This is a genomic window from Nocardia sp. NPDC057353 (assembly GCF_042667085.1).
In the GTDB taxonomy this organism is placed as follows: Bacteria; Actinomycetota; Actinomycetes; order Mycobacteriales; family Mycobacteriaceae; genus Nocardia.
Map to the genome: position 1 here is coordinate 1 of NZ_JBHVAK010000004.1, position 25,491 is coordinate 25,491.

At 71.5% G+C, this 25,491-nt stretch carries 27 protein-coding genes; 12 read left to right on the forward strand and 15 right to left on the reverse strand.

The genetic code is table 11. The features are described from left to right. Positions 1–91: 91 nt before the first annotated feature. The gene (locus ACFUUZ_RS02905; RefSeq protein ID WP_378691916.1) at positions 92–784 is read right to left on the reverse strand and encodes a TetR/AcrR family transcriptional regulator; all 693 of its coding nucleotides are present in this window, start codon (positions 782–784) and stop codon (positions 92–94) included. 137 nt (positions 785–921) lie between these two features. Between ACFUUZ_RS02905 and ACFUUZ_RS02910 the strand changes: the two genes are divergently transcribed. After that, complete coding sequence (locus ACFUUZ_RS02910) at positions 922–2,472, forward strand: succinic semialdehyde dehydrogenase (RefSeq protein WP_378691918.1); 1,551 nt, start codon at positions 922–924, stop codon at positions 2,470–2,472. Positions 2,473–2,483: 11 nt separating this feature from the next. After that, positions 2,484–3,317 (forward strand): SDR family NAD(P)-dependent oxidoreductase, encoded by an 834-nt coding sequence (locus ACFUUZ_RS02915; RefSeq protein WP_378691920.1) that lies wholly within the window; start codon positions 2,484–2,486, stop codon positions 3,315–3,317. Here ACFUUZ_RS02915 and ACFUUZ_RS02920 read toward each other — a convergent pair. Continuing rightward, a complete protein-coding gene (locus ACFUUZ_RS02920) occupies positions 3,295–4,116 on the reverse strand; it encodes a putative protein N(5)-glutamine methyltransferase (RefSeq protein ID WP_378691921.1) in 822 nt (273 codons plus the stop codon). The genes ACFUUZ_RS02915 and ACFUUZ_RS02920 overlap by 23 nt on opposite strands. A gap of 41 nt (positions 4,117–4,157) precedes the next feature. After that, a complete protein-coding gene (locus ACFUUZ_RS02925) occupies positions 4,158–5,024 on the reverse strand; it encodes a YdcF family protein (protein ID WP_378691923.1) in 867 nt (288 codons plus the stop codon). A gap of 166 nt (positions 5,025–5,190) precedes the next feature. Here ACFUUZ_RS02925 and ACFUUZ_RS02930 point away from each other — a divergent pair, with 166 nt between their 5' ends. The 3 genes from ACFUUZ_RS02930 to ACFUUZ_RS02940 all read left to right on the forward strand — a co-directional run bounded on the left by ACFUUZ_RS02930 (position 5,191) and on the right by ACFUUZ_RS02940 (position 9,104). Further along, the gene (locus tag ACFUUZ_RS02930; RefSeq protein ID WP_378691925.1) at positions 5,191–6,039 is read left to right on the forward strand and encodes a bifunctional 5,10-methylenetetrahydrofolate dehydrogenase/5,10-methenyltetrahydrofolate cyclohydrolase; all 849 of its coding nucleotides are present in this window, start codon (positions 5,191–5,193) and stop codon (positions 6,037–6,039) included. A 127-nt stretch (positions 6,040–6,166) separates the two neighbouring features. Then, a complete protein-coding gene (locus ACFUUZ_RS02935; protein ID WP_378691927.1) occupies positions 6,167–7,882 on the forward strand; it encodes a DUF262 domain-containing protein in 1,716 nt (571 codons plus the stop codon). Then, positions 7,875–9,104 (forward strand): type II toxin-antitoxin system HipA family toxin, encoded by a 1,230-nt coding sequence (locus ACFUUZ_RS02940; RefSeq protein ID WP_378691928.1) that lies wholly within the window; start codon positions 7,875–7,877, stop codon positions 9,102–9,104. Before ACFUUZ_RS02935 ends, ACFUUZ_RS02940 begins: the two co-directional genes overlap by 8 nt. Here ACFUUZ_RS02940 and ACFUUZ_RS02945 read toward each other — a convergent pair whose 3' ends face one another. From ACFUUZ_RS02945 to ACFUUZ_RS02960, 4 genes are all read right to left on the reverse strand, one after another. Beyond that, on the reverse strand, positions 9,105–10,292 hold the full coding sequence (locus ACFUUZ_RS02945) for a cation:proton antiporter (RefSeq protein ID WP_378692257.1): 1,188 nt from the start codon (positions 10,290–10,292) through the stop codon (positions 9,105–9,107). It lies immediately after the preceding gene. Between the two features lie 110 nt (positions 10,293–10,402). Next, complete coding sequence (locus tag ACFUUZ_RS02950; protein WP_378691930.1) at positions 10,403–11,365, reverse strand: TIGR03557 family F420-dependent LLM class oxidoreductase; 963 nt, start codon at positions 11,363–11,365, stop codon at positions 10,403–10,405. 73 nt (positions 11,366–11,438) lie between these two features. After that, entirely contained in the window at positions 11,439–12,191 is a 753-nt protein-coding gene (locus tag ACFUUZ_RS02955) for a L,D-transpeptidase (protein WP_378691932.1), read from the reverse strand. Between the two features lie 122 nt (positions 12,192–12,313). After that, positions 12,314–12,991, reverse strand: a complete 678-nt coding sequence (locus ACFUUZ_RS02960) for a cyclodeaminase/cyclohydrolase family protein (protein ID WP_378691934.1) — start codon at positions 12,989–12,991, stop codon at positions 12,314–12,316. Positions 12,992–13,086: 95 nt separating this feature from the next. Between ACFUUZ_RS02960 and ACFUUZ_RS02965 the strand changes: the two genes are divergently transcribed. After that, positions 13,087–14,124 carry an LLM class F420-dependent oxidoreductase gene (locus tag ACFUUZ_RS02965; protein WP_378691935.1) on the forward strand — a complete coding sequence of 346 codons (1,038 nt, stop codon included), beginning with the start codon at positions 13,087–13,089 and terminating at the stop codon, positions 14,122–14,124. 51 nt (positions 14,125–14,175) lie between these two features. Here the strand turns inward: ACFUUZ_RS02965 and ACFUUZ_RS02970 are convergent, their stop codons facing one another. The 6 genes from ACFUUZ_RS02970 to ACFUUZ_RS02995 form a co-directional block, all read right to left on the reverse strand. Next, positions 14,176–14,508 (reverse strand): STAS domain-containing protein, encoded by a 333-nt coding sequence (locus ACFUUZ_RS02970; protein ID WP_378691937.1) that lies wholly within the window; start codon positions 14,506–14,508, stop codon positions 14,176–14,178. Positions 14,509–14,670: 162 nt separating this feature from the next. After that, positions 14,671–15,252: an SRPBCC family protein gene (locus ACFUUZ_RS02975; RefSeq protein ID WP_378691939.1), complete on the reverse strand. Its 582-nt coding sequence runs from the start codon at positions 15,250–15,252 to the stop codon at positions 14,671–14,673. Next, entirely contained in the window at positions 15,204–15,704 is a 501-nt protein-coding gene (locus tag ACFUUZ_RS02980; RefSeq protein ID WP_378691941.1) for a hemerythrin domain-containing protein, read from the reverse strand. The genes ACFUUZ_RS02975 and ACFUUZ_RS02980 overlap by 49 nt, the downstream gene beginning before the upstream one ends. A 49-nt stretch (positions 15,705–15,753) precedes the next feature. Continuing rightward, positions 15,754–16,266, reverse strand: coding sequence for a TetR/AcrR family transcriptional regulator (locus tag ACFUUZ_RS02985; RefSeq protein WP_378691943.1), 513 nt, complete (start codon positions 16,264–16,266; stop codon positions 15,754–15,756). Between the two features lie 98 nt (positions 16,267–16,364). After that, positions 16,365–17,720 (reverse strand): hypothetical protein, encoded by a 1,356-nt coding sequence (locus tag ACFUUZ_RS02990; RefSeq protein ID WP_378691945.1) that lies wholly within the window; start codon positions 17,718–17,720, stop codon positions 16,365–16,367. 168 nt (positions 17,721–17,888) lie between these two features. Continuing rightward, the gene (locus ACFUUZ_RS02995) at positions 17,889–19,442 is read right to left on the reverse strand and encodes a hypothetical protein (RefSeq protein WP_378691947.1); all 1,554 of its coding nucleotides are present in this window, start codon (positions 19,440–19,442) and stop codon (positions 17,889–17,891) included. A gap of 220 nt (positions 19,443–19,662) precedes the next feature. On the opposite strand from ACFUUZ_RS02995, the gene ACFUUZ_RS03000 reads away from it, so the two are divergent. Then, positions 19,663–20,595, forward strand: a complete 933-nt coding sequence (locus ACFUUZ_RS03000; RefSeq protein WP_378691949.1) for an alpha/beta hydrolase — start codon at positions 19,663–19,665, stop codon at positions 20,593–20,595. A 25-nt stretch (positions 20,596–20,620) separates the two neighbouring features. On the opposite strand, the gene ACFUUZ_RS03005 is transcribed toward ACFUUZ_RS03000, so the two are convergent. Together ACFUUZ_RS03005 and ACFUUZ_RS03010 are read right to left on the reverse strand one after the other, a co-directional pair. Beyond that, a complete protein-coding gene (locus ACFUUZ_RS03005; RefSeq protein WP_378691951.1) occupies positions 20,621–21,166 on the reverse strand; it encodes a hypothetical protein in 546 nt (181 codons plus the stop codon). A 44-nt stretch (positions 21,167–21,210) separates the two neighbouring features. Next, complete coding sequence (locus tag ACFUUZ_RS03010; protein ID WP_378691953.1) at positions 21,211–22,485, reverse strand: cytochrome P450; 1,275 nt, start codon at positions 22,483–22,485, stop codon at positions 21,211–21,213. Positions 22,486–22,678: 193 nt separating this feature from the next. On the opposite strand from ACFUUZ_RS03010, the gene ACFUUZ_RS03015 reads away from it, so the two are divergent. From ACFUUZ_RS03015 to ACFUUZ_RS03035, 5 genes are all read left to right on the forward strand, one after another. After that, the gene (locus tag ACFUUZ_RS03015; protein ID WP_378691955.1) at positions 22,679–23,518 is read left to right on the forward strand and encodes a mycofactocin-coupled SDR family oxidoreductase; all 840 of its coding nucleotides are present in this window, start codon (positions 22,679–22,681) and stop codon (positions 23,516–23,518) included. Positions 23,519–23,591: 73 nt separating this feature from the next. Beyond that, complete coding sequence (locus ACFUUZ_RS03020; protein WP_378691957.1) at positions 23,592–24,194, forward strand: TetR/AcrR family transcriptional regulator; 603 nt, start codon at positions 23,592–23,594, stop codon at positions 24,192–24,194. A gap of 64 nt (positions 24,195–24,258) precedes the next feature. Beyond that, positions 24,259–25,125 carry an alpha/beta fold hydrolase gene (locus ACFUUZ_RS03025; protein ID WP_378691958.1) on the forward strand — a complete coding sequence of 289 codons (867 nt, stop codon included), beginning with the start codon at positions 24,259–24,261 and terminating at the stop codon, positions 25,123–25,125. Beyond that, complete coding sequence (locus tag ACFUUZ_RS03030; RefSeq protein ID WP_378691959.1) at positions 25,122–25,322, forward strand: hypothetical protein; 201 nt, start codon at positions 25,122–25,124, stop codon at positions 25,320–25,322. Before ACFUUZ_RS03025 ends, ACFUUZ_RS03030 begins: the two co-directional genes overlap by 4 nt. Beyond that, positions 25,286–25,465: a hypothetical protein gene (locus tag ACFUUZ_RS03035; RefSeq protein ID WP_378691961.1), complete on the forward strand. Its 180-nt coding sequence runs from the start codon at positions 25,286–25,288 to the stop codon at positions 25,463–25,465. The genes ACFUUZ_RS03030 and ACFUUZ_RS03035 overlap by 37 nt, the downstream gene beginning before the upstream one ends. Positions 25,466–25,491: the final 26 nt, after the last annotated feature.

A 25,491-nucleotide genomic window follows, 5' to 3' on the forward strand; every position in this document is an offset into this window, starting at 1 on the left:
TTCCTAGACAGCTCCACTTCACTACCGGGGGCCTTCACCTGTCACATCGACTCACCCACGTGGGGCAGGACAACCTCCCTGGACATCACAACTAGTCGCGCAGCAGCCCGGGAACGTCCAGCGCGTACTCCACGTCGGACCTGGTCCCGAGCGTGGTGAGCAGCACCCGGATCATGGTCAGCCGCGCCTCGTCCACCACGGCGGGGTCCGGCTCGGAGCCGGGCGCGCCGGCCGCGGAGACCCGGTAGACCACGTACTCGCACAGGTGCAGCGCGGCGTCCAGGTCCAGTGGGGTGGGCACCGGGCGGCCGAGCACGCCGAAGGTGTCCCGGATGATGCCGCGGATGTCCTCCAGCGCCTCCTCCCGGTACGCCGAGACCGGCGAACCCGGGTCGTGCAGCTCGGCGAAGAGCGGCCGCAGCATGGTGCCGTGGCCGCGCGCCCAGCCCAGGTAGGCGTCGATCAACCGGATGCCGAGCTCCACCCCGTGCAGCGGCCCGGCGGCGGTGCTCAGCGCGGTGCGGATGCCGCCGACCAGCTCCCGGTTGGAGACGGTGAGCAGCGCGTGCAGCGGCTCGGCGGCGTTCGCGAAATAGCGGTAGAAGGTCGGGCGCGCCAGCCCGGCCTGGTCGATGATCTGCGCGACACTGAGCCCGCGCGACCCGGTGCGGGTGAAGACCGCGGCGGTGGCCGCAACGATCCTGGCCCGCACCTCGTCGGCCTGCTCCCTGGTCTGCGGCGGGCGGCCGCGGCGGGCCGGGCGCTCGGCGTTGTGAGCGGTCACAGGATTGCCCCGGACCTGCCTGTGGCGCGGGACGTGACGCTTGACACCGGGGGTCGCACGGCCATTACTCTAACATCAGTGTTCATTTAATGAGCGCCCCGCGATCACCGACCCCGAACCCCATGGAAGAGCCGCCCATGACGTCAGCCGCCCTCCCCGCCGACCTGGTCAAGCCGTTGCTGGAGCGGGCGACCGCGGGCGGCGCGCCGTCGGTGGAGGTCTTCGCCCCCGCCACCGGCGCCAAGATCGCCGACCTGCCGCAGTCCTCGACCGAGGACATCGAGCGCGCCTTCGCCACCGCCCGCACCGCGCAGGCCGCGTGGGCGGCGCGGCCGGTGCGCGAGCGGGCCGCCGTGCTGCGTGCGCTGCACGACATCGTGCTGCGCGAGCAGGAGACCATCCTGGACATCGTGCAGACCGAGACCGGCAAGGCCCGCGCGCACGCCTTCGACGAGGTCGGCGACGTTGCGGTGAACGCCAGGTACTACGCCTCCGTCGCGCCCAAGCTGCTCACCACCCGCCGCCCGCGCGGCGTACTCCCGGTGCTCACCAGGGTCGACGTCCGGCAGCGGCCCAAGGGCGTCGTCGCGGTCATCTCGCCGTGGAACTACCCCCTCGCGCTGGCCGTCTCGGACGCGCTCCCCGCCCTGGTCGCGGGCAATGCCGTGGTGGCGCGGCCGGACAACCAGACCGCGCTCACCGCGCTCTGGGCGATCGACGCCGCCGAGCGCGCCGGGCTGCCGCGCGGGCTCTGGCAGGCCGTGCTCGGCCGCGGCCGGGACATCGGCGGCGAGGTCATCGCCCGCGCCGACTACGTCGACTACACCGGCTCCAGCGCCACCGGCCGCACCATCGCGCAGCAGGCGGGCGAGCGGCTGATCGGGTACTCGCTGGAGCTCGGCGGCAAGAACCCGCTGCTGGTCCTCGCCGACGCCGACGTGCCGAAGGCCGCCAAGATCGCCATCCGCGCCTGCTTCGCCTCGGCCGGGCAGCTCTGCGAGTCCATGGAGCGGATCTACGTGCACGACAGCGTGTACGACCGCTTCGTCGCGGAGTTCACCGGCCATGTGCGGAAGATCGAGCTCGGCGGGGCACTGGACTACAGCGCGGGGATGGGCTCGCTCACCTTCCAGCGCCAGCTCGACACCGTGCGGCAGCACGTCGACGACGCCGTCGCCAAGGGCGCCACCGTGCTCGCGGGTGGCAAGCACCGCCCCGACCTCGGCCCCTACTTCTACGAGCCGACCGTGCTCGCCGACGTCACCGAGGAGATGACGGTCTACCGCGAGGAGACCTTCGGCCCGGTCGTCTCGGTCTACCGGGTGGCCTCCGACGACGCCGCGGTCGCCGCCGCCAACGACACCGCCTACGGCCTGAACGCCAGCGTCTGGACGAAGGACGCGGCCCGCGGCCGGGCCGTTGCGGCCCGGATCAACGCGGGCTCGGTCAACGTCAACGAGGGCTTCATCGCCGCGTGGGGCAGCTCGGACGCGCCCTCCGGCGGGCTCGGCATCTCCGGCACCGGCCGCAGGCACGGGCCGGAGGGGCTGCTCAAGTACATCGACACCCAGACCATCGCGCAGCAGCGGATGCTGCCGATCGCCCCGCTGCCCGGCATGTCCGAGGAGCTGTGGGCCAAGACCATGACGCTCTACTTCGGCGTCATGAAGACCCTGCGACAGAAGTGAGGAACGCAGCGATGAAGCTGGAATCGGTCGCCGGGCGCACGGTGCTGGTCACCGGCGCCGCCATGGGGCTCGGCAAGCTCTTCGCCACCACGGCCGTGCGCGAGCGCGCCGCCGCGGTGGTGCTCTGGGACATCAACGAGGCCGCGCTGAAGGAGACCGCCGCCGAGCTGACCGAGCTGGGCGGCACCGTGCACCACCACGTGGTCGACGTCTCCTCGCAGGAGGCGATCGCCGAGGCCGCCGCCGCGGTGCGCGCCGAGGTCGGCGATATCGACATCCTGGTCAACAACGCGGGCATCGTGCGCGGCAACCAGTACTTCTGGGAGACCACGAACCGCGCCGACATCGAGAAGACCATGGCGATCAACTCGCTGGCGCCGATGTGGATCACGCTGGAGTTCCTGCCCGCCATGGTGGCCTCGAAGTCGCCGTCCCGGGTGCTGAACATCGCCTCGTCGGCCGGGCTGGTCTCCAACCCGAGGATGAGCGTCTACGCCGCCTCGAAGTGGGCCGCGCTCGGCTGGTCCGACTCGGTGCGGATCGAGCTGGAGCAGGCCGGGCACGAGCACGTCAAGGTCACCACGGTGTGCCCGACCTACATCGACACCGGCATGTTCGACGGCGCCAAGGGCTTCTGGTTCACCCCGATCCTCAAGCAGGACGTCGTGGTCGAGACCTCGTGGGCGCAAATGAAGGCCGGGACGCCGCTGCTGGTGCTGCCCTGGACCTCGCGGCTCAACAAGGCGCTCTCCGGGCTGCTGCCGATCCGGGCCCGCGATCTCTTCCTGAACACCGTCGGCGTGTACCGCTCGATGGATCACTTCACCGGGCGCAAGGAGATCTGAGCGTCCCGACCAGCACGGTGGTGCCGTGCTCGCCGGACCCGGCGAGCCGGCAGGCCAGGCCGCAGCCCTCCAGCACGGCCAGGGCGGAGTCGGCCTGTGTGGCAGCGGTTTCCATGAGCAGGTGACCGCCGGGGGCGAGCCACTCCGGCGCGCCCGCCGCCACCCGGCGGAGCACGGCGAGCCCGTCCGCGCCGCCGTCCAGCGCGCGGCGCGGTTCGTGGTCGCGGGCCTCGGCGGGGAGCGTGGCGACGGCATCGCTCGGCACGTACGGCACGTTCGCCAGCAGCACCGCGACGGTGCCGCGCAGCGCCGCGGGCAGCGCGTCGAACAGGTCGCCCTCGTACACCGCGGCACCCACGCCCGCCGGGCCGAGATTGCGCCGCGCGCAGGCCACCGCGGCGGGATCGATATCGGCCGCCACCAGCGTGACCTCGACCTCCCGCGCGCACGCCAGCCCGAGCGCCCCCGTCCCGCAGCACAGGTCGACCAGCACCGGCGGCGCGGCGGCGGCCGCCCGCAGCAGCGGGATCGCCGCGTCCACCAGTTCCGCCGTCCGCGCCCGCGGCACGAACACCCCCGGCGCCACCGCCACCCGCAGCCCGCGGAACTCGGCCCACCCGAGGATCTGCTCCAGCGGCTCCCCGCGCTCCCTTCGCGCCACCAGCGTTTCCAGCTCGCCGCCCGCCGCGACCAGCAGCCGCGCCTCCTCCTCCGCGAACACGCACCCCGCCGCCCGCAACCGGGCCGTCACCTCCGCGGGTCCGAGACTGTTCGCGGGGGAGCGGGGAAGCGCGGGCACGGCGTCATACTGCGCGCCCGCGCGCACCCCGTCCAGCCCGGTCAGCGGCTGGTGGCCAAGCGGAAGGTGCGGGTGGCGTCCAGGTAGATGCCGCGCTGCCCGGCCCGGCTCGGCGGCGGCAGATTCGACACCAGCTGCTCCAGCGAGACCATCGCGCCGACCACGGCGGTGCCCGCGACCAGGAAGTCGGCGACCGCACGGCGGATGTGGTTCGGCGACGTCACCACGACGGCGCTGGTCAGCCCGGCGTTGCGCAGCAGATCGGTGCTGTAGAGGGCATTCTGCACGGTCGACCCCGCGCGGTTCTCCACGATGATCCGGCTCGCCGGGATGCCGCGCCCGATCAGCCACCCCGCCATGGCGTCGGCCTCGGCGATGCCGTGCTGCGGGTTACCGCCGGAGACCACGATCCGGGAGAAGGGCGCGGCGACCGCCTGCACCCAGGCCGCGTTCAGCCGGTGCACCAGCTCCGGGCGCAGCGCACCGTCCGGCAGCAGCCCGTAGCCGAGCACCACGATCCCGGTCTGCGGCCCGATCAGCGCGGGCAGCGGGTTCGGCAGCGTGCCGACGGCGGCGCGGACGGCATCCAGCACCCGCAGGGTGCCCGCCGCGCGTGCCGGGTCCAGCCCGTTGAGCCTGCGCATGGCGTCGTCCAGCGCGAGGCGGTCACCGGCGTAGTGCGACCACACCGCCTGCAGCGCGATCGCCTCCGCGTCGTCCGGCGCGGCGCCGATGAGCGCGCGCAGGTCGGCGCGGCCCGCGGCATCGTCGCCCGCGGCGAAGTGCCGCTGCGCGGAGTTGTAGAGGGCATCCGGGTCGGGCTCGGCGGCCGCGGGCGCGGCGACCGCCCCGGCCAGGGTGAGCGCGGTCAGCACCGCGAGCAGGATCGTTCGGATTCGACGAGTCACCACAGGTCACACCTTTCGCGGACGGCATCCGGCTGTGCTGTAGGGCGGCGACAACGATACTGCTGGGGCTGATGTTACGGGTGTGATTGCACCGCGACACGGCGAGCGGGGCCGGAAGGGTGCCACCGGAACGGCGGACCGGAACCGCCCCCGATAGGGTTGCCCCGTGGAGACCGCATCGCTGACCGGCAAGGAAGCCGCCGCCGCCCTGAACGCCGAGACCACCGAGCGGGCCGCCGCGCTCGCCGCCCGCGGCCGGGCCCCGCGCCTGGCCCTCGTCGTGGCGAACGCCGACCCGGCCAGCGCCTGGTACGTGAACTCGCTACGCAAGTCCGCCGCCAACCGCGGCATCGAGTGCGACACCGTCGAGCTCGGCGTCGACGCCGACATCGCCACCCTGCGCGCCGAACTCGCCGCCCGCACCGCCGACCCCGCGGTCGACGCCATCATGCTGCAGACCCCGCTGCCCGCGGGCGTCAAGCTGGAGGACGTCGCCTCCGCCATCGGCGCCGACAAGGACGTGGACGGTGTCGCCCCGCTCTCACTCGGGCTGCTCACCGCCAACACCCCGGGCTTCGCCCCCGCCACCGCCGAGGCGGTCGTGGTGCTGCTGAAGCAGCACGGCATCGAGCTCGCGGGCAAGCACGTCGCCGTGGTCGGCCGCTCCACCGTGGTCGGCAAGCCGCTGCTCCAGCTGCTGCTCGCGGAGAACGCGACCGTCACCGTCGCGCACTCCCGCACCCCCGACCTCGCCGCCGTCACCGCCGCCGCCGACATCGTGGTCGCCGCCGCGGGCCGGGCCGGGCTGATCCGCGCCGAGCACGTCCGCGCGGGCGCCGTCGTCATCGACGTCGGCACCAACGAGGGCCCCGACGGCAGCATCGTCGGCGACGTCGACGCGGACGCGGTGCGCGGCCACGCCGCGGCGCTCAGCCCCGTCCCGGGCGGCGTCGGCCCGGTCACCACCGCCCTCCTCATGCGCCACGTCGTCGAGGCCGCCGAGCGGGCCCGCTAGCTACAGGGGAGCGCCAGCAGCATTATTCGGCGTGTGACTCGTCGGGACTCGTTGATACAGTTCAATGATCGCTGCCGTGCATCGCCGCGGTGCCACGTCTTGTAGCTGGGGTGAGGAGCGGGCGGTTATGAGTTCGAGCTTGGGAACCACACCGATGGCACGGGTGTTCGAGGTCGAAGAGATCGTCGCCATGGTTCGGGATGGCAAGGTTCGTATTCCGGAATTTCAGCGCCCGTTCCGGTGGGGGCTGGAGGACGCCCGTCGTCTGTTCGACAGCATTATGCGCGGTTATCCTCTGGGGAGTCTGCTGCTCTGGTCGAGACCGGCCGAGGCGACCAGTATTAGTTTGGGTGCACTCCGGATCGATGCTGCGGAGATGGACAACGCCCTCTGGGTAGTTGACGGCCAGCAGCGCGTGACAACCCTGGCGAACGCCTTGTCGCCCGAATCGCTCGGTGACGAACGCTTCGCCCTCAGTTTCGATCCGGTCTCCGGTGAGATCGTGCCGACCGGCGGAGCGAGATCAACGGCTATTCCGCTGCCGACGTTGTTCGATCTGCAGAACCTGATGGCCTGGTTCCGCGACTATCCCGAAACGATGGAGTACTTCGATTCAGCGACAGCTGCTGCCAAGAAGATCCGCCAGTTCAAAATTCCGGCGTCGGTTGTCGAAACGCAGGATGAAGCCGTACTCCGGGACATTTTCGATCGTCTGAACAGCTACGGAAAGCGCCTGACCCGGGCCGAAGTCTTCACTGCCCTCCACCCTGCCGCCTCCAGCGCGGAGCACTCGACTTCGACGGCCATCGAAGAGATCATCGAATATCTTTCGTCGGACCTGGGCTTCGGCACTGTCGACGGAAACACGATATTCAATGCTGTTCTGGCGCGCCGGGGACCGGATGTCACCCGTGAAATGAGAACGGAATTCGACAACCGACGCTCGGGCGAGTTTCCCCGGGAAGACGCGGCGACGGCGTACCGGCGCACGCGCGAAGCCCTCGAGGGCGCGGTGTCCTTCCTGCAACAGCATGCGGACACCCCGCACTTCGCGTTCCTGCCATATCGGCATCTGCTCGTCGTCCTGGTGCGAGTGTTCGGGCACCATCCGAAGCTGAACTCCCGGCAGATTCAGCTGCTGCGGCGTTGGTACTGGAGGGCGGCGCTGGCAGGTACCGCGCCTTTCACCGGCGGCTCCACCGGTACGACCCGGGTCCTCGGCGCGAAGGTCGATCCCCGCGATCTCGACGCCACGCTTGAGGCCCTCCTCGGAGCAATCCCGCGGGAACGGATAAGCTGGCCCGACGTGCGTCATTTCCGTACGAATCACGCCAGCGGAAAAATCATCGCCTGCGCCATGTGGTATCGGCAACCGCGATCCCTCCGAAACGGGGATGTGCTCGGTCGTGCCGAGCTGGTGGAAGCTCTGGGTGAGGCGCAGACCCCTCGGCCCGCCCTGACCGCCATCGTCTCTCGCCGGGTTGCGGCGGCGACGAAACAGGACACCGCAGCACGGTGGCTGCTCGTACCCGGTCTCGAAGCTGCCCCATCCGAAATACCGGCGACTCTGGCAACCCAGCCGATCGATATCGCCGCTCAGAAGTGGAGTGAGACGCTGGACTCGCATGCGATCAGCCCGGCTGCGGCCGATCTGATCGGAAGCGGACGGACTGTGGAATTCGTCCGAAATCGAGAGGACACTCTCGCCGCGACCGTGACCTCATTCCTGACGGCTCGAACCGAGTTCGGGCTCGAGGACACGCCGCCCCTCGACAATCTGATCCTTGATGATCTGGAAGCGGATGCCACATTCGACGACCCGGACGAGGACCCGGATGACTGAGTCCGCGCGCCACGCGGTTTGGCTACACGACCAGCGGATCGGCTGGTTGTTCCACCACGACAACTTCTCCTGGTTCGAGTTCGGCGAGACCTATCTGGACGACCCCGAACGTCCAGTTCTCGGGCTCCGTTTCGAGGAGAATTTGCGCGGTCGCTTCGCGGCCAATCTTCGTCTGCCGCAGTGGTTTTCCAATCTACTACCGGAAGGCCCGTTGCGGGACTGGATCGCTTCGGAGCGTGGTGTGGCGTCGGAGCGTGAGATGGAGTTACTTGCGCAAGTCGGTCACGACCTCCCGGGAGCGGTGCGCGTGCTGCCTGCGGAACTCGAGGAGGTGCCCGATGTCGCAGAGGTGTTGGAGTTCGATGCCGACCCTGGTGCGGAGCGGGTGGAACAACCGTGGAAGTTCTCTCTTGCCGGCGTGGCCCTGAAATTCTCCACCCTTCGCGATGGCGGGCGTTTCACCTGTACCGCCACCGGGCAAGGTGGAGACTGGATCGTGAAGCTACCCGATCGGTACTTCCCGGACGTGCCGCGCAACGAGTACACGATGATGCGGTTCGCGCGGGCGGTGGGCATCGACGTGCCGGAGGTCGAGCTGGTGCATCGTGACGATATCTTCGGCCTTCCGTCTGACGTGTGGCCGATGGATGAGGACTACGCATACGCAGTGCAGAGATTCGATCGTGGCACCGACAGACGGCTGGTACACATCGAAGACCTGGCTCAAGTCCGCGGCTTCTACCCTGCTCAGAAGTACGACGGCAACTTCGAAACCATCGCTGCGCTGATCTACCGTGGACACGACGAGCGCGCGCTGCATGAGTTCGTCCGTCGCCTCGTCTTCTTCGTGTTGATCGGCAATGGAGACGCCCACCTCAAGAACTGGTCGCTGATCTATCGCGACCGCCGGACTCCGACACTGTCGCCTGTCTACGACGTCATGTCGACAGAGGTGTACGAGCTGAGCGATCGTCCCGAGGATCTGGGATTGAAATTCGCGGGCGACCGGCGGTTCAGCCGCCTGCGCATCCAGCAATTCCAGCGCCTGAGCCAGAAGCTCGGTTACGACGGTGACCTTGTGTCGACTGCGGTGGACGTGGTCAAGAGCGCCCGGTCGGCTTGGCCGGAGTTCGCCAGCGAACTGGAGAGCTTCGACAAGCTACGCCGTGGTGTCGATGACATCGTCGCGCGTCGCTGCGCCGCACTCCTCCAAGGAGGGTGATCACTCCGGGACCCGCTCCGGCGCGCGCGGCCTCCCGCGCAGCATCCGCATGACCGGCTCGACGACCCGCGCCGCCACCGGCCCGATGATCGCCATGAGCAGCACGTAGGTGGTGGCGAGCGCGGCGAACGAGTCGGGCAGCGCCCCCGCCGCCACCGCGAGCCCGGCGATCACGATGGAGAACTCGCCGCGCGCCACCAGCGCCACCCCGGCGCGCGCCCGGCCCATCTCCCCGGCCCCGGCGCGCCCGGCCGCCCACCACCCGGTGGCGATCTTGGTCGCCGTCGTCACCACGGCGAGCAGCGCGGCCCAGGCCAGCACCGGCGGGATGCTGCGCGGATCGGTGTTCAGCCCGAAGAGCACGAAGAACATGGCCGCGAACAGGTCACGCAGCGGCTCCAGGATCTTGGTCGCGGTGTGCGCGGTGGAGTCCGAGATGGCGATCCCGAGCAGGAACGCGCCCACCGCCGCCGACACCTGCACCGCCGAGGCCAGCCCGGCCACCAGCAGCGCCGCGCCCAGCACCTTGAGCAGGAAGATCTCCCGGTCGTCGCTGGCCACCAGCGCCGAGACGTAGCGGCCGTAGCGCAGCGCCACCACCAGCACCACCGTCACCGCGGTCAGCGCGATGCCCAGCGTCCAGAGCCCGGCGATCAACCCGACCCCGGCCAGCACCGCGGTGAGCACCGGCAGGTACGCGGCCATGGCCAGGTCCTCGAAGACCAGGATGGAGAGGATGGTCGGCGTCTCCCGGTTGCCGAGCCTGCCGAGATCGGCGAGCACCTTGGCGACGATCCCGGACGAGGAGATGTAGGTGACGCCCGCCATGGCGATCGCCCCGGTGGGCCCGAGCCCGAGCATGAAGGCGACGATCACCCCCGGCGTGGCGTTCAGCACCAGGTCGAGCAGCCCGGCGGGCCAGGACTTGCGCATCCCGGTGACCAGCTCGGCCGCGGTGTACTCCAGCCCGAGCAGCAGCAGGAGCAGGACGACGCCGATCTCACTGGCGAGGTGGATGAACTCGTCGACCGCGTGCAGCTCCACCAATCCGCCGGAGCCGAACACCAGCCCACCGAGCAGGTAGAGCGGAATCGGCGACATCCCGACCCGCGCCGCCACCCGGCCGAGCACCCCGAGGCCGAAGAACACCGCTCCGAGCTGGATCAAGGCCAGCGCGGTCTCCTCGATAACCACCGCTCAGCCGTCCCACCCCGTGTCGCGCCTCATTACCTGCACTTTACTCGAGTGTTCCGGACCAAGATCGCCCGGGCCCGGAAGACGGCGGCGCGCAGCCGGTTTCAGCCGCCGAGCGCGCGCAGCGGGCCGTCCAGCTCACTGGTGTAGAAGTCGAGGAAGCCGTCCGGGTCGGGGCCCGCGTTCAGCAGCACCAGGTGGTCGAAGCCCGCCTCGGCGAACGGCTTCGCCGCCGCGACGATGCGCTCCGGGTCGCTGCCGCAGGCGAAGTTCTGCTTGATGTCGTCGAGCCGGACGGTCTCGGTGGCGGCGGCGAAGTTCACCGGGTTGGGCAGCTCGCTCATGACCTTCCAGCCGGTCACCGCCCAGCGCGAGGTCTCCAGCGCGGCCGCGGCGGCGGTGTCCTCGTCGGGGGCCCAGGCCAGCGGCACCTCGGCGTAGTGCGGGCCGGAGCCGCCCGCCGCGCGGAACGCCTCGACCAGCTCGGTCTCCGGGTCGGTGGCGAAGAGGCCGTCGCCGAGCTCCCCGGCCAGCCGCGCCGCCTCCGGGCCACCCGCGGCCACCACCAGCGGCGGCAGCTCGTCCGGCAGGTCGAAGATCCTGGCGTCGGAGAGCTGAAGGTACTTCCCCTCGTAGCTCCGGTACCCGCCCTGCCAGAGCAGCCGGATGATCTCCAGCGCCTCGCGGAACATGGCGTGCCTGGTCTGCACCGGCGGGAACTCGCGCCCCACCACGTGCTCGTTCAGCCGCTCGCCGGAGCCGACGCCGAAGGTGAAGCGGCCGTCGCTGACCAGCGCCAGCGTCGCCGCGGCCTGGGCCACGATCGCCGGGTGGTAGCGGATGATCGGGCAGGTGACCCCGGTGACCAGCCCGGCCCGCTCGGTGCGCGCGGCGATGGCGCCGAGCACGGTCCAGGCGAAGGGGGAGTGGCCCTGGTTGTCCAGCCACGGGTGGTAGTGGTCGCTGATCTCGACGAAGTCGAACCCGGCGCGCTCGGCGGCGACCGCCTGCCGGATGAGCTCGTTCGGCCCGAACGCCTCCGCGGCCAGCTTGTACCCGATTCGCATGTCACTCCCGCCTGTCCCCTGCACCCGGGCGGGCGCCGTCGAGCAGCGCGTACCCGGGCGGCGGCGGCGAAAACTACCAGTGCAGCCGCACCGGGTCCCCGATCCCCGCGGTCTCGTAGAACCAGGCGGCGTCGTCCGGGGCGAGGTTGATGCAGCCGTGGCTGACGTTCGCCGACCCCTGCGACTCCACCGACCACGGCGCTGAGTGCACGAAGACCCCGCCCCAGGTGAGCCGCTCCGCGTACTCGCCCTGGATCAGGTACCCCTCCGGCGAGCTGAGCGGGATGCCGATGGTGCGCGAGTCGAAGGTCACCCGGCGGAACTTCTCCAGGATCGGGAAGGTGCCCGCCGGGGTCTCCCAGCCGGGCTTGCCGTACGAGGCGGGCATGGTGCGCACCGGGATGCCGCCGATGCTCACCGTGAAGGTGTGCGCCGAGATGTCGCCGACGGCGCTCACCCCGGCGTTGGTCTCGAACTCGGTGCGCCACCCCGCCGCGAAGACCTCCACCTTCGTGCGCGCGGGCAGGAAGGACTCCGGCAGCCAGGTCATCTCGGTGGCACTGCGCCAGGTCACGTGGCCGGGCACGGCCTCGGGCGCCCGGACGGTCAGCGCCCGCTCGGCCGCCGCGCGATCGGTCACCGGCGTCGCGTAGCGCACCGTCACCGGCGGGTAGATCCCGACCGTCGTGCCCGCGGACGGGCTGATCGCGACGATCGCGGGCGTCCCCGCCGGGGCCGCGATGCTGCCGAACGCGGTGCCCGCGCCGGTCACCGCCAGCGCGATCACCGCGGCGAGCAGGAAAAGAGGCCGACACGCGCTCTTCATGACAATCACCTTCGAACCGGGCGTGGTAAGGAAAGTAATCAGCCTAGGCCGACTTGATCATTCCGGTCCAGCCCGGGCGCGCGCCCTGGTTCCGGGGTAACCCGGTTGAGACACGGTGGGTTTCAGCCGCGCAGCGCCCGCACGACCTCCGTGTGCAGGGCATCCGCCCGCGCGGTGATCTCCTCGACCCGGGCCAGCGCGGCCGCGAAATCCGCCAGATCGTTATCCGCGGCCGCGCCGCGCAGCGACACCAGGTTGATCTCGATGTTCAGCCGCGAGCTGGTCGCGGCGGCCCGCGCGGCGTCCGCGGCGGCCCCGATGTCGGTCACCACGTTGGGGTTGCCGATGGGCAGCAGGTCGGTCGCGAGCGTCAGCACCTCGTCGGCGGTGTCGACCACGTCGGCGGGGACCGCGGCCGCGCCGAGCAGCGAATCGGTGATCGCCCGCTGCCTGGCCGCCTGCTCGGCCTCGGTCTCCTTCGGCAGTTTGTAGGCGGCGCCCACCCCGGTGAAGGCGGCGGCATCGGCATCGGCCAGCAGCAGCGCGCGCTCCCGCGCGGCGTCCGCGGCGGCGATGATCCGGTCGATCTCCGGCCGGTGCTCGGCGTCCTTGGCCCTGGTGGTGTAGCGCGCGACCATCGCGACCAGCGCCGCCCCCTGCGCCGCGTGCAGCGCCGCGACCGCGCCGCCGCCGGGCGCGGGCACCTTCGCGGCGAGCTGCTCCAGGTACGCGCCGACGGTGACGGCGCCGAATCCGGCTTCGGTTCCGGGCTGCGCGGTTGGCGCGGTTGGCTGCGACACGGGACGGCACCTTTCGGGGGTCGGGAGCTGGCCGCTCCACGCTATCCGACCGCACCGGTGGTCGGCCCGGCCGTAGCCGGCGATATGTTGACCCCATGCGGATCGGATTGGGGATCAACTACTCGGGCGGTTTCAAGGAGGTGGCCGCCGAGGTGGCCGACCTCGAGCGCGCCGGGCTGGACGTCGTGTTCGTGCCCGAGGCGTACTCCTTCGACGCGGTGAGCGCGCTCGGCTTCCTGGCCGCCCGCACCGAGCGGGTGCAGCTCGCCTCCGGCATCTTGCAGCTCTACACCCGCACGCCCAGCCTCACCGCCATGACCGCGGCGGGCCTCGACTTCGTCTCCGACGGCCGCTTCGTGCTCGGCCTCGGCGCCTCCGGCCCGCAGGTCATCGAGGGCTTCCACGGCGTGCCGTACGACGCGCCCATCGGCCGCACCCGCGAGCTGATCGAGATCTGCCGCAAGGTCTGGCGCCGCGAGCGGCTGGAGTACGACGGCAAGTACTACCGCATCCCGCTGCCCGAGGGCGAGGGCACCGGCCTCGGCAAGCCGCTCAAGCTCATCAACCACCCCGCTCGCGAGCGCATCCCGGTGCTGCTCGCCGCGCTCGGCCCGAAGAACGTCGAGCTCGCCGCCGAGCTCGCCGAGGGCTGGCAGCCCATCTTCTTCCTGCCCGAGAAGGCGAAGGACGTCTGGGGCGACGCACTCGCCGCGGGCCAGGCCAAACGCGACGCAGCGCTCGGCGACCTGGAGATCTACGCGGGGCCCGCGCTCGCCATCGGCGACAACGTCACCCCGCTGCTGGAGTTCGTCAAGCCGCACCTCGCGCTCTACATCGGCGGCATGGGCGCGCGCGGCAAGAACTTCTACCACACCCTCGCCACCCGCTACGGCTACGGCGCCGAAGCCGACCGCATCCAGGAGCTCTACCTGGCCGGGCGGAAGGAGGAGGCCGCCAAGGCCGTCCCCGACGACCTGGTCCGCGACGTCTCCCTGATCGGCCCGGCCGGCTTCGTGAAGGAGCGCGTCGCCGCCTTCCGCGAGGCGGGCGTGACCGTGCTCAACGTCGTCCCGCTGGCAGGCACCTCCGCCGAGCGGGTCGCGCTGATCGAACAGCTCCGCGACATCGTCTGAACGCGGAACGGCCCCGCCCGGAATCCGGGGCGGGGCCGCGTTCGCCGCCGCTCAGCCGCGCCCGGCCACCGCTTCGTCCAGCGTGGCGTACAGCGAGAACACCTGATCCAGGCTGGTCATCTTGAGCTGCCTGCTGGTGGCGGGCCCGTCCGCCACCACCGCGATGGCCGTCGCCTCCCCGGCCCGCTGGTGCGCGGCCACCAGCGTCGCCATCCCCGCCGAGGCCAGGAAGCTGACCTCGGTCAGGTCGATGATGAGCGATGCGGGCCGCTCGCCGAGGATCGCGTCGATCGCGTTCTCCAGCGCGGGCGCCGTCGCCAGGTCCACCTCGCCCGCCACCGACAGCACCGTCGCGCCCGCGCGCGAGGAGACCGTGGTGGTCATCGTGTCCGTGAGGGGGTACGCGTCTCCGGATGTGTTGGTCACGGTTTCCACGACACACTTTCACGGGCGAATATGCAACCCGGGGGTGTTCTTGCGGCGACACTTCTCCCGTTCCGGAGGTCGATCCGGGGGCTCGGAGGCGAGGGTCGCGGCCGGGCAGGGTCAGGCGCGGCTCGGAGCGTGCGCCGCCAGCAGGCCGAGCCGGGACAGGTCGTCCCGCAGCGCCTCCCGGCGATCGTGGTGCGCGGGGGTGATCCGCCAGGCGAGCCGGTCGAACCAGCGCGGCATGGCCTGCACCCGGTAGGTCTGGGTGATGCGGGTGCCGGTGCCCGCGGGCTCCAGCGTGTAGCGCCATTCGGTGTGGTCGCCGTAGATACCGCCGTGCGTGATCCAGCCGAGCGCGCGCTCCGGGACGACCTCGGTGACCGTGCAGGTGCGGCTCCAACGGCTGCGACCCGAGCGGTTACGCCCGCGGAACCGCGCGCCGGGGGCGGCCGCGGTGGCCCCGTCCAGCCACGCGGCGGAGTGGCATTCGTGGCTCCACTCGCCGACCCGCGGCACGTCGGCCAGGATCTCCCAGACCGCGGCAGGCGCCGCGGCGACCTCGACGCTCTGCTCCCCGTACAGGACGGCGCGGAGTGGGGAGAATTCCGGGGTGCGCCAGCGCCGGAAGGCGGCTCGGCGGTAGCGCCCGGTCATGAGCTCGACGATGATCCAGCGCGGAATCGGTCCCAGTGCCGCCACTCGCGCTCGGAGATCGCGCGGGAGACGACGGGCATCATCTCCAGCTCCTTCCGATCCAGGTGCGGGACGAGCAGGGCGGTGAGGCGGTCTACTGCGCCGCCGAGCTCGGCCCTGGCGTCCGGCGTCTCGCGGTAGCGCCGCGCGGCGGCGGTCAGCGCGGCCATCGCAGGCACGATCGACTCGTGATCGGTGTTCATCCGGTCCAGCAGGGGCGCCGCTGCGGGGTCGCGGTCGCGGACCAAGGGGTAGAGATGCTCGTCCTCGGTCTCGTGGTGATGGTGCAGGAACCCCATCATCCACACCAGGTGGTCGGCGAGGGCCGTGCGCCGGCGGTCGAACGGGTACGGGCGCTCGTCGAGCGCCGCGGCGGCGCGGGCGAGGTCGCGGCGCAGCGCGCGGTGCACCAGGCCCATCACCCGGGTGTCGGCCGGTGCGTCGAGGTCGATGGTCATGTCAGGTCTCCTCGTCGAGGCGGAGCAGCCGGAGGACGGTGTCGGCGGCTCAGGTTTCGTAGTGCTCGTCCGGCCAGCCGGATTCGCCGGTGAGCTGGAAGTAGACGTCGCTGCCGAGGACGGCGCAGAGGGCGTCGAGCTCGGTGCCGGTCAGCGCGCGGGCGGCGACGCGCTCCAGCACCGCGGCCAGGGAGGTGCGGAAGTCGGCCCTGGTCTCGGCCCACAGCCCGGCCAGCTCCGGCTCGGTGACCCGGGCCTGATCGAGCACCCGATTCAGCCCGGCGGTGCGCCGGTAGATCGAGGCGCAGAGCGCCGCGGCCGCTTCGGCGCGCACCGCGGGCGAGCCCGCCTCGATGGCCCCAATCTCGTCTCTGGCCAGCAGCGGCACCGGCTCGTCGTCGCCGACGACCGCGATGTCGAGTGCCACCTTCAGCAGTTCCCGCTTGGCGCCGACGCTGGCGTAGACGGTCTCCACCGAGCAGCCCGCCGCACGCGCCACGTCGCGCATCGAGGTGCCCGCCCAGCCGCGCTCGACGAAGAGGCGGGTGGCGGCGGCGAGCACCTCGGCCCTGGTCTGTTCGGCGAGGCGGCGGCGGGAGGAGTCGTACGAGCGGGGGGGTGGCGGTACTCACGAGAATGCCGGGCGCTGCCGCGCTGCGGTCAGGGGGCGGGTAGCGGAGCGGAGGCGCGGGCCGGGCGGATGAGCAGCTCCAGCACCGCGAGCGCGAGCAGCGCGCCGAGCACGATCCACAGCACCACCAGCCCGGTCGGGTAGCGCCAGAACATGAGCAGCACGGCCGCTACGCCGATGATCGCGCACCGCAGCGGGACCCGGAGCTGATGGGCCCAGCGCTCCACCTCGTTGGGTGCCCGCTCTGAGCTCGGCCTGCGGACGAAGTCCACGGCCCGGCCGCACTCGCGCCGCACCGCGCGCGCGGAGGAGGAGCCGCCGACGAGGAAGGCGCCGAGCGCGATCACCAGTCCGAGCACCGCGACGGCGCGCAGGCCGGTCCGCAGCGGCACCAGGACGGTGTCGATGACAGCGGTCGCGGCGTCGGGCGACAGTATGTCGGGCGGGACGCTGTCGAGGTAGATCGCGCGTCCGACCAGGATCGCGATGGCGAGGACGAGCATTCCGGCGGCGATCGCGAGACCGGTCAGCGACAGCGCGCGCAGCCTGCGGCCGCGCGGCGCGACGGCGACCGCGGCGGCGGCGCAGGCGATGCCGAGCCACGGCAGGATGGCCGCGGTCTTGTCGAGGGCGGCGACGGCGCGCTGGGCCCGCACCAGTTCGGGCGAGCGGAACAGCACGAACTGCTTGTCCACCGCCGGAATCCGCTCGACGAAGGTGAACCCCCGTTCGGCCAGCGCGGCTTCGACCCGGTCCAGGATCGGGCCGAGGGAGACGCTGACCGTCCCGCTCTGATCGACCGCGATCGCCTTCGCGCCGTAATGGCCGGTCATGACGGCGACGACCGCGGTGTGCGCGGCGCGGTTCGCCTGGATCCAGAGGTCCTCGAACTGCTGCGACCGGACGATCGAGCCGACGGTGTCGTGAACGAAGTTCTTCGCCTGCTCGGTGATCACCGGGGCGAGGCCGACGACGGCCGCGTCCACTCGGGGCGCGTTCGCGGGGAGATCCGTGCGGGCGGTGAGCGCCGTCAGCGCCTCCTTCGTCCGCTCCTCGACGTCGATTCGGGTGAAGATCTCGTCGGTGATCTGGTTCGTGATGTCGGCCTGCAGCGCGGGGTCAGCGGCCAGCGGGGCCACGGTGCTCACGTAGCGGTCGGTGTCGAGGATCTGGCTCCGGGTGAAGCGCGCCGTCACCGAGGCGAGCGCGAGCACGCCGACCAGGAGCAGCAGGATCGTCACCGCCGCCCAGCGCAGTCCGTTGCGGGGCGGCCGGGCGGCGGGCGTCCCCTCTTCCGCGCCGGTTTCCCCGCGCAGGGTCGCCACCTCCGCGCGCAGCCGGAGCAGTTCGGCGCGTTCCTCGCCGGTCAGCGAATCCGAGTTCATGCCCTGCTCCTTCGATCAGGTCACCCGGCACCTGGCGGCATGGGCGTGACGTGCGACCACCGGCGTGACCAGCACGCTAGGTGCGGCGCCGCCGGTCGCACGTCACCCGAAACGGGTGAACCTCGGCTCGGCGCCGCGACGGGCCACCCACCGGCGCGCCGCCGACCCTCACGCCTCCCGCAGGATCGACTTCCCCTCGCGCAGCCACTGCGCCGCCGTCCGCTCGTCGAGGACGCCGTTCTCGAGCACCCCCGGGACGAAGACCTCGTCCGCGCGGTCCGGCGGGAAACTCGCGTCCCCGTAGACGTCGCCGATGAGGAACGCGTCGAACTCGGCGTCCGGCTGCGGGAAGTACAGCGAGTAGGACAGCACCTGCGCGCTGATCGCCTCGGCCCACAGGGTGCCGCCGTCGTCGCCGTGGTCGCACATGACCACCGTGGCGACCTCGAGGGTGCCGCCGATGGAGGCCGCGATGCCGTAGCGGAACATCGCCGCCCGCGCCCACACGTCGCCGCCGACGACCAGCAGGCTGCCGTAGCCCTCGCCGCCCGCGGTGGCGTCGAGTGTGCCGTCGACGGTGAGGTCGCCGCGGATGGCCACCGCGTAGCCGGACTCGTCGTGGTCCTCGAGCAGCGCGGTGGTGTCCGCGACGTGGACGTCGCCGTCGTAGAACCGGACCTCGTCGAGCGAGCAGTCGGGCCAGGACACCCCGGGCAGGAGCTCGGTCGCCGCCGCGAGCGGCAGCACGGTGTAGTCGCCCGCGCCGAGCGCCGCCTCCGTCGGCTCGGCGACCGTTCGGCTGCGCGGCGGGCCGAAGTCCTGCACCGGTGGCCGGTACACGGTCGCGGGCGCGGTTGTGCCGTCGTGGTACAACGCTCCGCGGAACTGGAACGGTGGCCCCTGTTCGGTCCAGCCGGAGTAGAGGTGACCGTCGCCCCACTCGGTGACGCCGGTGAGGCGGTAGGGCGGGCTCGCGAGCGGCGCGGTCCGGAAGCCGGCGTTGTCGAGCACGCCGATGAAGCCCTGCTCGCCGACGACGAGGAAGCCATCGCCGTTGGCGTCGTAGTGCACGCGCTCCAGGTCGAGCGACGGTGCTCCCGGGCAGGGCTGGAACAATTCGCCGGGGGCCGACCGGTACAGCTGTCCCTTGTCGCCGACGACGACGCCGCGGCCATCGGGGGCGAAGGCGACGCCGCAGAGTAGAGCGGTCCCGCGGAACAACTCGGCCACGGAGCCGTCGGGCGAGCGGGTGATCAGCGCTTCTCCCGCCGCGAAGACGGCGCCGCCGCCGGGCGCCTGCGCCACGGTGACGACGCTGTCACCGGTGAAGGCCGGGTGGACGCGCAGTTCCGAGGTCTCTGGGTCGAGCACCGCCACGAATCCGTCGTCACCGGTCACCCAGAGCGACCCGTCGACGGTGGCCAGGGCGTAGAGACAGCCCGCGGTGCCGGTCGGGACGACCAGGTGCTCGTCCTCCTCGACGAGCGCGAGGTAGCCGTACTCACCGGCGACGACGGCCGTGGTGCTACTCAGTGGCAGGATCGCGCGCAGGCCTTTCGCGTCGAGCGGCCGCGCCCGCCAGCCCGCGCCGTCGAACCGCAGCACGGCGCTGAAGTCGCGCGCACCACCCGCCGCCCACAGCGTGTCACCGAATCGGGCGACCGCGAGCGGCCCCGGAATTCTGCCCAGCAGTGGATGACCGTCGACCATGAACGCGCGCACGGGGATTCAACCTACCGGCTGCCCGGAACTCGCTGGCCGGCCCGGCGTACCTTGTCGACCGCGTCGGTGACGGTGAATTCGGGGCGGGCCCGGTTGCTCGCGGTGATCCGGGACAGGTCACCGCGTATCAGCACTTCATCGGTGATGCGCCGGCCCGGGCTGTATCCCGGCGAGGCGAGGGCGGCACTTGCGCGGGCGGTGCGCTCCCTACGCTGAACCCATGCGCTTCACCCTGGACGCTCTCATCGATCCCCGCCTGCATCCGCTCGTCGACGAGTCACGCGCCTTCTACGCCGACCGCACGCCGGGACGGGGGCCGAGCACTCCGGACGAGCTCCGCGCGGCCAGGGCCGCCGCGACACCCGTGCCTGCGGACCCGCCCGCCACCGAGGAGACCGTGACAGTCGGCGGCCGCGATGTGCGGCTGCGCATCCTCGCGCCCGTGCACAAGGCGGTGCGCGGGGTGTTCCTGCAGCTCCACGGGGGCGGCTTCTACCTGGGTTCGGCGGCGATGGACGACGTGGTCAACCGCAGGCTCGCCGACGCGCTCGGCCTCGCGGTCGTCAGCGTCGACTACCGGCTCGCGCCCGAGCATCCCTGGCCCGCCGCGCCCGACGACTGCGAGACCGCAGCGCTCTGGCTCGCCGAACACGCCGAGCGGCGCTTCGGCACGACGCGGCTCGCGATCGGCGGCTTCTCGGCGGGCGCGACGCTCGCGATGACCACGCTGCTGCGCCTGCGCGATCGGCGGACCCCGGTGTTCGACTGCGCGGTCCTGCAATTCGGCACCTACGACCTGAGCGCCCGCACCCCAGCCGGGCGTCGGATCGCCGACGAGTACTTCCTCCGGGCCTACTGCGGATCGGCCGCGGACCGCACCCACCCCGACATCTCGCCGATCTACGCCGACCTCTCCGATCTGCCGCCCGCCCTCGTCGTCGTCGGCGAGGAGGACATCCTGCTCGAGGACAACCTGGCCATGGCGGCCCGGCTGTCGGCCGCGGGGTCCGAGGTGGACCTGCGGGTCTACCCCGCCGCGCCGCACGGGTTCACCGGGCATCCGACCCCGATGGCGCGCGCCGCGCGGGACGACATCGACACCTGGCTGGAATGTCAGGTCACCGCGCGGCAGCAATCCCGGACGGCGGGGTAGAGCCGGACCTCGGCACCCTGCACCCTCAGCGCGCACGCGGATCCGGCCACAGGACCGCGCGCATCAGCGCGAGCAGGCGGTGACCGCGGTCCGCACCGAACTCGAGGTCCGACAGGGTGTGCGGGCCGAGCCGGCCCTCACGGGTCGGGCCGGGGAGGGACAGCACGCCGTCGTCGCGGCGGGACATGTGCGCGAGCAGGGTCACCGCCCGGTCGAGGCCGTCGAGCACCCACGCCTCGTCGAAGACCTCGCTCAGCTGCTCCGGCGGCATCGGCCCGTATTCGGTGTCGACCTCGACCCCGGCGTGCTCGGCCGCGGCGCGGACGATGCGCAGCGCCAGATCCACGTCCTCCGGCGCGGAGGCCAGGCGGACGGTCACGTCGAGGGTGCCGTCGGACCAGTCGAGGGTGAGCGAACGCGTGGAGATCCCCTCCCGGTGCGGGAACCAGCGGCCGGGTTCGGTCACCGGGTCGGTGGGCGCGTCGCCCCGCCAACGGAGGTCGGCCAGCGGCGGCGTGAGAATTCCGGCGGGGAAGGGGAGTTCGAGGGGGACGGTGAAGTCGGTGCTCACGATCCCAGGATGACGGGGGTGCGGGGCCGGCCGCACCCGCATTTTCACCCGCCGGCGGGGCGGTAGGTGATGCGCAGCTCCTGCAGCCCGCGCAGCAGGAATGTCGGTTCGTAGCGGAACCCGGCCGCGCCGTGCGCGTCGGTGTCGATGGCCAGGTCGGTGACGCGGTCGAGCAGCCGGTCCAGGGTGACCTGGCCCTCGGTGCGGGCCAGCGGGGCGCCCGCGCAGGTGTGGATGCCGCGGCCGAAGGCGATGTGCTCGCGGGAGTTGGGGCGGTCGAGGCGGAACTCGTCGGGGGAATCGAACTTGCGCGGGTCGCGGTTGGCGGCGCCGATGCAGAGCATGACGATGCTGCCCGCGGGGATGTCGACGTCGGCGACGCGGGTCGTCCTGCGGGCGAGCCGGAAGTCGACCTTGGTGGGGCTCTCGACGCGCAGCGCCTCCTCGATGAAGGGCGCGACGAGGCTGCGGTCGGCGCGCAGGATCTCCTGGTACTCGGGGCGTTCGGCGAGCACCCGGACGGCGGAGCTGAGCAGTTTGGTGACCGTCTCCATGCCCGCGGCGAAGAGGAAGGTGGCCGGGCGCACGATGTCGATCAGCTCGGGCAGCGTGCCGTCGGGGTAGGTGGTGGCGGCGAGGACGCCGAGGATGTCGGTGCGCGGGGTGGCGCGGCGGTCGCCGAGGTAGGCGCCGAAGGTGTCCTCCAACCACTGCAGCGGGTTGCTGCCGACCGGTTCGCTGTCCAGCGCGCCGACCCGGCTGCCCGGCTCCTCGTGCCCGTTCAGCCTGCGCTGGAACTCGCCGCGGTCCTGTTCGGGGACGCCGAGCAGGTCGGCGATGACCAGGGTGGCGAAGGGTTTGGCGTAGTCGCGGAGGAATTCGCAGCGCCCGGCGTCCAGGATCGCGTCCAGCCTGCGGTCGGCCAGCCCGAGCATGTAGTCGCGGTTCTCCTTGAGCCGCTTGGGGGTCAGCAGCCGGCTGAGCAGCGTGCGGGTGCGGGTGTGCTCGGGCGGGTCCATGGTGACCATGTGCTCGAAGATCGGGAACCGGTGCCGGTGCGCCGCGATCTGCTCGGAGATGTCGTCGCCTTCGGGGGTGAAGGGCAGCGGCGGGAACGGGCCGCCGATGGAGACGCAGGCGGAGAAGGACTCGTGGTCGCGGAAGATCGCGTCGGCCTCCCGGTACCCGGTCACCATGAGCACGTCGTGGTGCGGCTCCCGCGAGATCGGGTTCCGGCGGCGCAGCCCGGCCAGGTACGGGTACGGGTCCTGGGCCAGTGCCGGGTCGGAGAAGTAGTCGAGAAACGCCGTGTCGGTCATCGGCGGGCCTTTCGGTACGGGCTGATCGATCGATAAATCTCGGTGAAGTGCTGCATTGGTAGCACCTATGTCCACCTGCGGTCAATGGAACTCTCGGCTTTCGAGAATGGCATTGACACAGCGTCACGACGGGTGTCCACTTTTATCGATCGGTCAGCAATCGCTGATCGAGGTGCGAACAGCGAGGTGGTTCATGAGCGGGCGGGTCGACGGCAAGGTCGCCGTCATCACGGGTGCGGCGCGGGGGCAGGGGCGCAGCCACGCCGTACATCTGGCGCGCGAGGGCGCCGACATCATCGCGGTGGACGTGTGCGCGCCGGTCAGCGGCACCGACATGATCGCGCACTCCACCCCGGAGGACCTGGCCGAGACCGTGCAGCTGGTCGAGGAGACGGGCCGCCGGATCATCCCCGCGCAGGTCGACGTGCGCGACTACGACGCGCTCGCGGCGGCGGTGGGCTCCGGGGTGCGGGAGCTGGGGCGGCTCGACATCGTGGTGGCCAATGCGGGCATCGGCAACGGCGGCCAGACGCTGGACAAGACCAGTGAGCAGGACTGGAACACGATGATCGACATCAACCTGTCGGGGGTGTGGAAGTCGGTGAAAGCCGCGGTGCCGCATCTGCTCGCGGGTGGGCGCGGCGGGTCGATCATCCTGACCAGCTCGGTCGGCGGGCTCAAGGCATATCCGCAGACGGGGCACTACATCGCGGCCAAGCACGGGGTGGTGGGGCTCATGCGGACCTTCGCCGTGGAGCTGGGGCAGCACTCGATCCGGGTGAACTCGGTGCATCCGACGAACGTGAACACGCCGATGTTCATGAACGAGAACACCATGAAGATGTTCCGGCCCGACCTGGAGAACCCCGGCATCGACGACTTCCGGGTGGTGGCCCAGATGATGCACGTGCTTCCCGTCGGCTGGGTCGAGCCGGAGGACATCAGCAACGCCGTGCTCTTCCTCGCCTCCGACGAATCCCGCTTCGTGACCGGCCTGCCGCTCACCGTCGACGCGGGCAGCACGCTCAAGTAACTGATCGAGTACCGCAGGTGAGCCCGCGTTCACCTGCGGGATTGATCGGCCGATCAGATGCTAGGCTCCGGTGATGTCGGCAGGCACAGCGCGCGAGACGCCCGGCGCCAGGGAGCGCCTGATGGCGGCGACCGAGCAGATCATGAGCGAGGACGGGTACGCGGCGGCCACCTCGCGCCGCGTCGCCGAGCGCGCCGGAGTCAAGTCGGCGCTGGTCTACTACTACTTCCCGACCATGGAGGACCTGTTCGTCGCGGTCATGCGGGACAGCGGCGAACGCGCGCTGGCCCGGATGCGCGAGGCCCTCACCGACGACGACCCGCTGCGCGCGCTCTGGCTGATCAACACCGACACCCGCTACACCCGGCTCAGCACCGAGTGGATGGCGCTGGCCAACCACCGCAAGGTCATCGGCGCCGAACTGCGGGTCTTCGCCGAGCGCGTCCGCGACATCGAGACCGCCGCGGTGACGCTGGTGCTGCGCACGCACGGCGTCGACCTGGCCGAGTTCCCGCCGGTCGTGATGTCGATCCTGCTCACCGGCGCCGCGCGCATCATCTGCAACGAGAGCGCGGTCGGCATGGTGCAGGGGCACGAGCAGCTGCGCGGCTTCGTCGAACAGTTCATCGACCGCTACCCGCTGGCCGTCCGGTCCGCGGATCGGCGCGACGGTTGAGCGTCGCGGCGGATCCGCGGCGGCGGTCGGTCCGGGGATCATCGGCATTGTGGAGGTCACCGTGGTGAGCGCTCGGAGCGGACCGGAGGTCGGGACCACGACCCGGGTCGGCGACCGCGAGATCTATTACACCGAGGCGGGTTCGGGCCCCGCGGTCGTGCTGCTGCACGGCGGCGGCCCCGGCGCCTCGGGGACCTCGAACTATTCGCGCAACATCGCCGCGCTGGCACGGGATTTCCGGGTGATCGTCCCCGACCTGCCCGGCTACGGAGGCTCGACCAAGCGCGTCGACCAGAGCGATCCCTTCGGCGACCTCGCCGCCGCGGTCGGCGGGCTCCTCGACGCGCTCGGCATCGGCCGGGCACACCTGGTCGGCAACTCCTACGGCGGTGCGGCCGCGCTGCGCCTCGCCATGGACCGGCCGGAGCAGGTCGACCGGCTGATCCTCCTCGCCCCCGGCGGCGTCGGAACCACCCGTGCCGTGCCGACGAGGGGTGTGCGATCGCTGCTCGCCTACTACACCGGCGACGGTCCGAGCCGGGAGAAGCTGGCGGAGTTCCTGCGCGAGTACCTGGTGCACGACGCGAGCGCGATCACCGACGACCTCGTCGACCTTCGCTACCGGGCGAGCATCGACCCCGAGGTGGTTGCCGCCCCGCCGCTGCGCCGCCCGTCGGGGCCCGCGGCGCTGCGGACCCTGTGGCGAATGGACCTCACCCGGGACCGGCGACTGCGCCGGGTCGCCCACCGCACGCTCGTCGTCTGGGGCACCGAGGACCGGGTCAACCGACCGTCCGGCGGCCGCATGCTGGCCGAGGCGATGCCCCGCTGCGACCTGTTCCTGGCCGCAGGCGCCGGTCACTGGGTGCAGTGGGAGCGCGCCGAGCTGTTCAACGAGCTCGCCGCCGCCTTCCTCGGAGAACCCCGATGACGGATCCCCTTGACCGGCGTGCCGCCACGGCGGCCGACGCAGAGGCGATGGCGGCGCTGCGGGCCGCGGTGGCGGCCGAGGGGCGCTGGATCGGCGCCGAGGCGCCGGTGGACGAGGTCGGCGCGGGTGCGGCATCGGCACCGCGCTGCTCGACCGGGTCGTGGTCTCGGCCCGCGAGCGGGGCGCGCACAAGGTGACGCTGCAGGCGTGGCCGCACAACGAGCCCGCGATCGCTGTACCGGCGCGCCGGGTTGAGGTCGAGGGCAGGCTGCGCAGGCACTACCGCTGCCGCAGCGGCGAACTCCGGGACGCCGTGCTGATGGGGTTGCAGCTCACATAAGTTTTACAACAACTCGATCGAGTGGT